Genomic DNA, 6,751 nt, shown 5'->3' with positions numbered 1-6,751 from the left:
GTACTCACCCTCTCGGGCTTTCCTCCGGGCTTCCCTTCGGTGTTTCCGACTCTATCAGACCCTTTCGGCTCCGATTCCCGGTCGGCGGGACCTGCGTTGTCTTTCCGGCCTTGCGGGCCGTTCCGACGGATCAAACTCTAGCGGGTCTTCCCGGAGACTCATAATCGGGTCTCTCGAAATTCAATTCGGACATGCCGAATTCATTCCCGTTGGGGGTCGTGCTGAGAGTTTGGTTGCCGCTACTGCGACGGGAGGTGCTGCCGCACAACCGTTACGGCCCCGTGGCAACCCGGAGAACTTTACGGATCGGTACGGGGGATGTCAACCGTCCCCGATCCTCGCACCGGGACGGCGTCAGTCCAGGTCGCTGAGTCGACCGCCGGCGTCCGGCTGGGCGTGCTCCACGCGGCGCAGCAGTCGGGTCAGCACTTCACCGAGCACGGCTCGCTCCGCCGCGGAGAGGTCCTGGAGCAGGTCCTCCTCGAAGACCGTCGCGAGCTGCATGGCGTCCAGCCACTTCTGCCGGCCCTCGTCGGTCAGCTCGATGATCACGCGTACCCGGTTGGTCTCGTCGCGCTCGCGCGTGACCAGGCCGTCGCCGACCATGCGGTCGATGCGGTGGGTCATGGCGGCGGGGGTGAGTCCGAGTCGCTTGGCCAGCTCGCCGGGACCCAGTTGGTAGGGGGCTCCGGCGAGGACCAGGGCCTTGAGGACCTCCCACTCGGCGTTGCTGAGTCCGAGGTTGGCGGTCTGGCGGCCGTAAGCGACGTTCATGCGGCGGTTGAGGCGGCCGAGGGCCGACACGATCTTCTCGACCTGGGGGTCCAGGTCCTGGAACTCGCGCTGGTAGGCGGCGATCTGTTCGTCGAGGGACGGCTCACTGGCGCCGGGGGTGTCACCCATGCGGTGAGTATGGCACGGAGTCACTTGGCATCGAAGTCCTTCTGTGTGTATTGTTTAGACCCTAACTTTAGCTTCGAAGTCTTCACATCTAAGGGCAGGTGAAAGTGACCAGGGCGATGGGCGCGGCGATGCGCCGGATCCAGGCGGGAAGCGCGCTGAGCGCGTTCGGTATCGGCTTCACGGTTCCGTTCCTCTATGTCTATGTGGCACAGGTGCGGGGCCTGGGGTCGGCCGCGGCGGGCATCGTGCTCGCCGCCTTCGCCATGGCCGCGCTGGTCGTCCTGCCCTTCATCGGCCGTGTCATCGACCGGCGCGGGCCGCTTCCCGTGCTGGTCGGGGGCGCCCTGGTGGCGTCCGTCGGCGCGCTGTCGCTCGGGCTGGCCACGAGTGAGCCGGTGGCGATCCTGTCGGCGGCGGTGCTCGGCGCGGGGACGGCCGTCATGCAGCCGGCCCTCGCGACGATGATCGTGTGGTGCTCCGGCACCGCGACCCGCACGCGCGCGTTCGCTACCCAGTTCTTCCTCCAGAACCTGGGCCTGGGCATAGGCGGGCTCATCGGCGGCCAGTTGGTCGACGAGCACCGGCCGGGCAGCTTCACCTTGCTGTTCTCGATCGAGGCCGCGATGTTCCTGGTGCTGGCCGGCATCGCCGCCACCACGCGGATGCCGCACGCGCCGTCGATCCCCGACGCCCGCCCCAAGAACGGCGTGGACGGTATGGGCACGGGCGGCGGACTGCGGGCGCTGCTGCGGCACCGGGCGATGGTGCAGCTGTGTGTGCTGGGCTTCGTGCTGTTCTTCGCGTGCTACGGCCAGTTCGAGTCGGGCCTGTCGGCGTACGGCATGGAGGCGGCGGGGATATCGCCGTCCACGCTGGGCATCGCGCTCGCCGCGAACACCGCGGTGATCGTCATCGCGCAGTTCGCCGTGCTGCGGTTCGTGGAGTACCGCAGGCGCTCACGCGTGATCGCCGCCGTGGGACTGATCTGGGCCGTGGCGTGGGCCGCCGCCGGATTCGCGGGGCTGGGGCACGGCAGCCAGGCCATGGCGACGGCCGCGTTCATCTCGACCTACGCGCTGTTCGGGCTCGGTGAGTCGATGCTGGCGCCGACCGTCGCGCCGCTGGTCGCGGATCTCGCGCCGGGCGGGATGGTCGGTCAGTACAACTCGGCCTTCGCCCTGGTGAAGCAGCTCGCCCTCGCGGTCGGTCCTGCGGTGGGCGGCCCGATGGGGGCGTCGCTGCACGCCCCGTACATCGTGACGTTCCTGCTGTTCTCGCTGGGGATCACGGCGCTGGCGCTGCGGCTGGGGCGCCGGCTCACACCGGTGCAGGATCAGCCGTCGCTCGCGAAGACCCGGGTCATAGCGCAGAGCCTGCCGGAGACCGCGTCCACGAACGCCTGAGCCGGGGCTCTTCGGACCGGACGCCGCCGCCGGGCTGGTCCGGTCAGGTGGCCGGCAGGGCGAATTCGCACCACACGGCCTTGCCTCCGCCCGGGGTGCGGCGGGAGCCCCAGCCGGAGGCGATGGTGGCGACTATGGCGATGCCGCGTCCCGCCTCGTCGGCGGGCTCCGCTCGGCGGCGGCGCGGCAGGTGGTCGTCGCCGTCAGTGACCTCGATGATCAGGCGGCGGTCGGTGCGGCGCAGTCGCAGTCGCATCGGCGGGGTGCCGTGCTGGAGGGAGTTGGCGACGAGTTCGCTGGCGGCGAGGACGCCCAGGTCGTGCAGTTCGGGGCCGAAGCGCCAGCTCGTGAGGACGCCGGAGGCGAAGGCACGCGCGCGCGGGGTCGCCTCGATACCGCCGAGGAGTTCGAGCGCGGCATTGCGGAAGAGTTCGCCGCCGGGGCCGGTGCGGGCGGGGTGCTGGAGGACGAGCACGGCGACGTCGTCGTCGTGGTCGGCGGTGACGCCCGCGCTGCGCACCAGCCGGTCGCAGATGACCGCCGGGGTGCCGGTGGCGCCCGCGAGTGCTTCTTCGAGCGCGGCGACGCCGACGTCGATGTCCTCGCCGCGCCGCTCGACGAGCCCGTCGGTGTAGAGCACGGCGGTCGAGCCGGGGCCGAGCGGGATCGAGCCGGACGCGTGCAGCCAGCCGCCGGTGCCGAGCGGCGGCCCGGTGGGTTCCTCGGCGCGGTGCACGATGCCGTTCTCGTCCCGTACGAGGATCGGCAGATGGCCCGCCGACGCGTACACCAGACGGCCCTCGTTGGGGTCGTGGACGGCGTACGCGCAGGTGGCGATCTGGTTGGCGTCGATCTCGGTGGCGAGGCCGTCGAGGAGTTGCAGCACCTCGTGCGGGGGCAGGTCCAGGCGTGCGTACGCCCGGACCGCCGTGCGGAGTTGGCCCATGACGGCCGCCGCGCGGACGCCTCGGCCCATGACGTCGCCGATGACGAGGGCGGTGCGTCCGCCGCCGAGGGTGATCACGTCGTACCAGTCGCCGCCGACCGCGGCCTCCGTGCCGCCCGGGTGGTAGGTGGCGGCGATGCGCAGGTCGTCGGGCTGCTCCAGCTCCTGGGGCAGCAGGGAGCGTTGGAGGGTGACGGCGGTCTCGCGCTGGCTGCGCTCGCTCGCGCGCAGCCGGGCGGCGGCCTCCGCGTGGTCGGTGACATCGGCGGCGAAGATCAGGACGCCGCCTTTGGGGCGGTCGTCGCCGGGGGCGCCGAGCGCGTCGACGGGTGTGCACGTGAAGGTGTATGAGCGGCCGTCGGGTGCCTTGCGTGACTTGACCGTACGGGGCTTGGAGCTGCGCAGGACCTGGTCGAGCAGGGGCAGCAGGCCGAGCGCGTCCAGTTCGGGCAGGGCCTCGTGCGCGGGCTCGCCGGTGGGGCGGGCGCCGAACGCCGTCGTATAGGCGTCGTTGACGTAGGCGATGCGGTGGTCCGGGCCCTGGACGAGTGCGACGAGCGCGGGGATGCGGTCGAGGACCTCGCGTACCGGAAGGTCCTCGACGGCGGACGCGAGGCCCGCGGGTCCTGTCAGGTGTTCGACGCGGGCGGCGGGCACGGAGCCGTCGACTGGCGGTGCCGGGGAGGCGCTGTGTTCGGACCGGGCGGCGGCGCGGCGCTGCGTTCCGGGGAGCCGGGCGCTCCAGCGCGTGAAGTTCACTGGGTAGAAGCCTCGTGAGGTCGAGGGGCGGGCGGGGCCGCCCATGGTCGCAGGAGCCAGGGTCGCAGGAGCCAGTCTGGCCGACAGGACCGACATCCGTCAGACGTTGGCGATGCCGCCGGAGTTCCTGACTCCGGTCAGGACGACCCCTTCGGGTTCTGATTCGGATCCTGAGGGGTCTTTCCCCCGGCCGCGAGTTCGAACTCCGCTCGGGGATGTTCGAGTGACCCCAGGGAGACGATCTCTCGTTTGAAGAGGCCGGCGAGCGTCCATTCGGCGAGAACGCGCGCCTTGCGGTTGAAGGTCGGCACCCGGCTCAGGTGGTAGACGCGGTGCATGAACCAGGCAGGGTAGCCCTTCAGCTTCCGCCCGTAGACATAGGCGACGCCTTTGTGGAGGCCGAGGGACGCGACGGAGCCGACATAGCGGTGCGCGTAGGTCTCCAGGGGGCGGCCGTGCAGGGACGCGGCGATGTTGTCGCCGAGCACCTTCGCCTGGCGCAGCGCGTGCTGGGCGTTGGGCGCGGTCTCCTTGCCGGGTTCGCCGGCCGTCACATCGGGCACCGCCGCCGCGTCACCGGCACCCCACGCGTGGGACACCCCTTCCACGGTCAGTTGGGCGGTGCATTTCAGCCGCCCTCGTTCGTTCAGTGGGAGGTCTGTCGCGGCGAGCAGGGGGTGCGGTTTCACACCGGCCGTCCACACCAGGGTGCGGGTGGGGAACCGTGAGCCGTCGCTGAGGACCGCGATCCGGTCCTCGCAGCTGTCGAGCCGGGTGCCCAGGCGGACGTCGATGTTGCGCTTGCGCAGCCTGCTGACCGTGTACGTGCCCATCTCCGCGCCCACCTCGGGGAGGATGCGGTCCGATGCCTCGACGAGTATCCATTTCATGTCGTCGGGCGTGACGTTGTGGTAGTACCGCGCGGTGTAGCGGGCCATGTCCTCCAGCTCGCCGAGCGCCTCCACGCCCGCGTAGCCGCCGCCGACGAAGACGAAGGTGAGGGCCGCGTCACGGATCGACGGGTCGCGCGTGGAGGACGCGATGTCCATCTGTTCGATGACGTGGTTGCGCAGTCCGATGGCCTCTTCGACCGTCTTGAAACCGATGCCGTGTTCCGCGAGACCGGGCACGGGCAGGGTCCGCGAGACGGAACCGGGCGCGATGACGAGTTCGTCGTACGTGATCTCCGCGGCGCCGGTGTGCTCCTCCTCGGTGGCGAGGGTCGTCACGGTCGCCGTCCGCTTGGCGTGCCGCACGGAGCGGGCCTCGCCGATGACGATCCGGCACTGGTCGAGTACGCGGCGCAGCGGGACGACGACATGCCGTGGTGAGATCGATCCGGCCGCCGCCTCCGGGAGGAACGGTTGGTAGGTCATATAGGGATCGGGCGTGACCACCACGATCTCGACCTCGCCGCGGCGCAGCTCGTGTTTCAGCTTCCGCTGGAGGCGCAGCGCGGTGTACATCCCGACGTACCCTCCGCCGATCACGAGAACGCGTTTGGCCGGCGTCGGGCCCGGGGGCGTCCCCGGAGAATTGGCAGCCTTCACCTCCCCATGACGCAACGATGTTCGGAGTTTGTCCACAGGCTCGGCAAATTGTGTGACCGGAAGCGGGCCCCGGGCCGCAGGGGGCGCGTCGACGGCGCTTCGGGGAAACCCGCAGGTCAGGGGGTGGGAGCCGGGGTCGGCACAGGGGGGCAATCGGGGCGGAACCGGTGCGTACTCCGATCGGGCATCGGCGCGCCCGGAACGTGCCCCTTCTGAATTGACCCCCGCTCAACTATGTTCGTGTGTCGTCGGGGTGTCGGGGGACGCGCTCGGCGGGCCCGTTCGACGGGGGGCCCGTGACTCAGCGCTCGTTCCCCATGCTCCGGCTGCCGATCGGCAGGGAGAGTCTCCGGGGGGAGACGTCATTACCGGGGGATCGAATGCACATTCAGGACCAACATTGGACAACAGCGTCTGCCATGACCACCGGCGTGCCCGCCGGCGGGAATGGCCGCGGGGCCGACGGTGGACGGACGGCCCCGCTGCGCGTGGATGCCCAGCGCAACCTTGAACATGTCCTGCGCGCGGCCCGCGAGGTCTTCGGCGAGCTGGGGTACGGCGCGCCGATGGAGGACGTCGCCCGCCGCGCGCGCGTCGGCGTCGGTACGGTCTACCGCCGTTTCCCGAGCAAGGACGTCCTGGTTCGGAGGATCGCCGAGGAGGAGACGTCCCGGCTGACCGACCAGGCGCGTGCCGCTCTCGGGCAGGAGGACGAGCCGTGGTCGGCGCTGTCGCGCTTCCTGCGGACATCGGTGGCGTCCGGCGCGGGCCGGCTGCTGCCGCCGCACGTACTGCGTGTGAGCGTCGACGACGAGCCCCGGGACCAGGTCCGGGGCGAATTCCGGGACGAGACCGTGCGGGACGAGACGCGGGTGCCTCAGCAGCGGGCCGCGGCCGATGCGGACTCCGCGCCGTCCTCGGCGGACGTACGGCTGGTCGAACAGCGGTCGGCTCCTGCGGACGGGACGACGGATCTCGGCGACTCGGGCGCGGACGCCCTGCTCGAAGTCGTCGGGCGGCTCGTGGACCGGGCGCGGGGGGCAGGTGAGCTGCGGCCTGACGTGACCGTGTCGGACGTACTGCTGGTGATAGCCACCGCGGCGCCGTCGCTTCCGGACGCGGCCCAGCAGGCGGCTGCGTCGGCCCGGCTCCTCGACATCCTGTTGGAGGGGCTGCGGTCGCGTCCGTAG

5 protein-coding genes are annotated in these 6,751 nt (G+C 70.9%); 2 read left to right on the top strand and 3 right to left on the bottom strand.

Annotated features, from left to right (window positions below):
* Positions 1-354: 354 nt before the first annotated feature.
* Entirely contained in the window at positions 355-903 is a 549-nt protein-coding gene (locus tag ACFVT5_RS40410; RefSeq protein WP_389898926.1) for a MarR family winged helix-turn-helix transcriptional regulator, read from the bottom strand.
* A 116-nt stretch (positions 904-1,019) separates the two neighbouring features.
* On the opposite strand from ACFVT5_RS40410, the gene ACFVT5_RS40405 reads away from it, so the two are divergent.
* Positions 1,020-2,306: an MFS transporter gene (locus tag ACFVT5_RS40405; RefSeq protein ID WP_389898950.1), complete on the top strand. Its 1,287-nt coding sequence runs from the start codon at positions 1,020-1,022 to the stop codon at positions 2,304-2,306.
* Positions 2,307-2,349: 43 nt separating this feature from the next.
* Here the strand turns inward: ACFVT5_RS40405 and ACFVT5_RS40400 are convergent, their stop codons facing one another.
* On the bottom strand, positions 2,350-4,011 hold the full coding sequence (locus ACFVT5_RS40400; RefSeq protein WP_389898924.1) for a SpoIIE family protein phosphatase: 1,662 nt from the start codon (positions 4,009-4,011) through the stop codon (positions 2,350-2,352).
* A gap of 137 nt (positions 4,012-4,148) precedes the next feature.
* Complete coding sequence (locus tag ACFVT5_RS40395; RefSeq protein WP_389898922.1) at positions 4,149-5,561, bottom strand: NAD(P)/FAD-dependent oxidoreductase; 1,413 nt, start codon at positions 5,559-5,561, stop codon at positions 4,149-4,151.
* 380 nt (positions 5,562-5,941) lie between these two features.
* On the opposite strand from ACFVT5_RS40395, the gene ACFVT5_RS40390 reads away from it, so the two are divergent.
* Positions 5,942-6,751 (top strand): TetR/AcrR family transcriptional regulator, encoded by an 810-nt coding sequence (locus ACFVT5_RS40390; protein ID WP_389898919.1) that lies wholly within the window; start codon positions 5,942-5,944, stop codon positions 6,749-6,751.

It is taken from the genome of Streptomyces sp. NPDC058001 (genome assembly GCF_042886315.1).
In the GTDB taxonomy this organism is placed as follows: domain Bacteria; phylum Actinomycetota; class Actinomycetes; order Streptomycetales; family Streptomycetaceae; genus Streptomyces.
The sequence above is the reverse complement of the archived record's forward strand: the minus strand, read 5'-3'. Positions and strand labels throughout refer to the sequence as shown.

Coding starts and splice junctions, on each gene's coding strand:
- ACFVT5_RS40410 (WP_389898926.1), bottom strand. CDS start 903: ATGGGTGACACCCCCGGCGCCAGTGAGCCGTCCCTCGACGAACAGATC.
- ACFVT5_RS40405 (WP_389898950.1), top strand. CDS start 1,020: ATGGGCGCGGCGATGCGCCGGATCCAGGCGGGAAGCGCGCTGAGCGCG.
- ACFVT5_RS40390 (WP_389898919.1), top strand. CDS start 5,942: ATGCACATTCAGGACCAACATTGGACAACAGCGTCTGCCATGACCACC.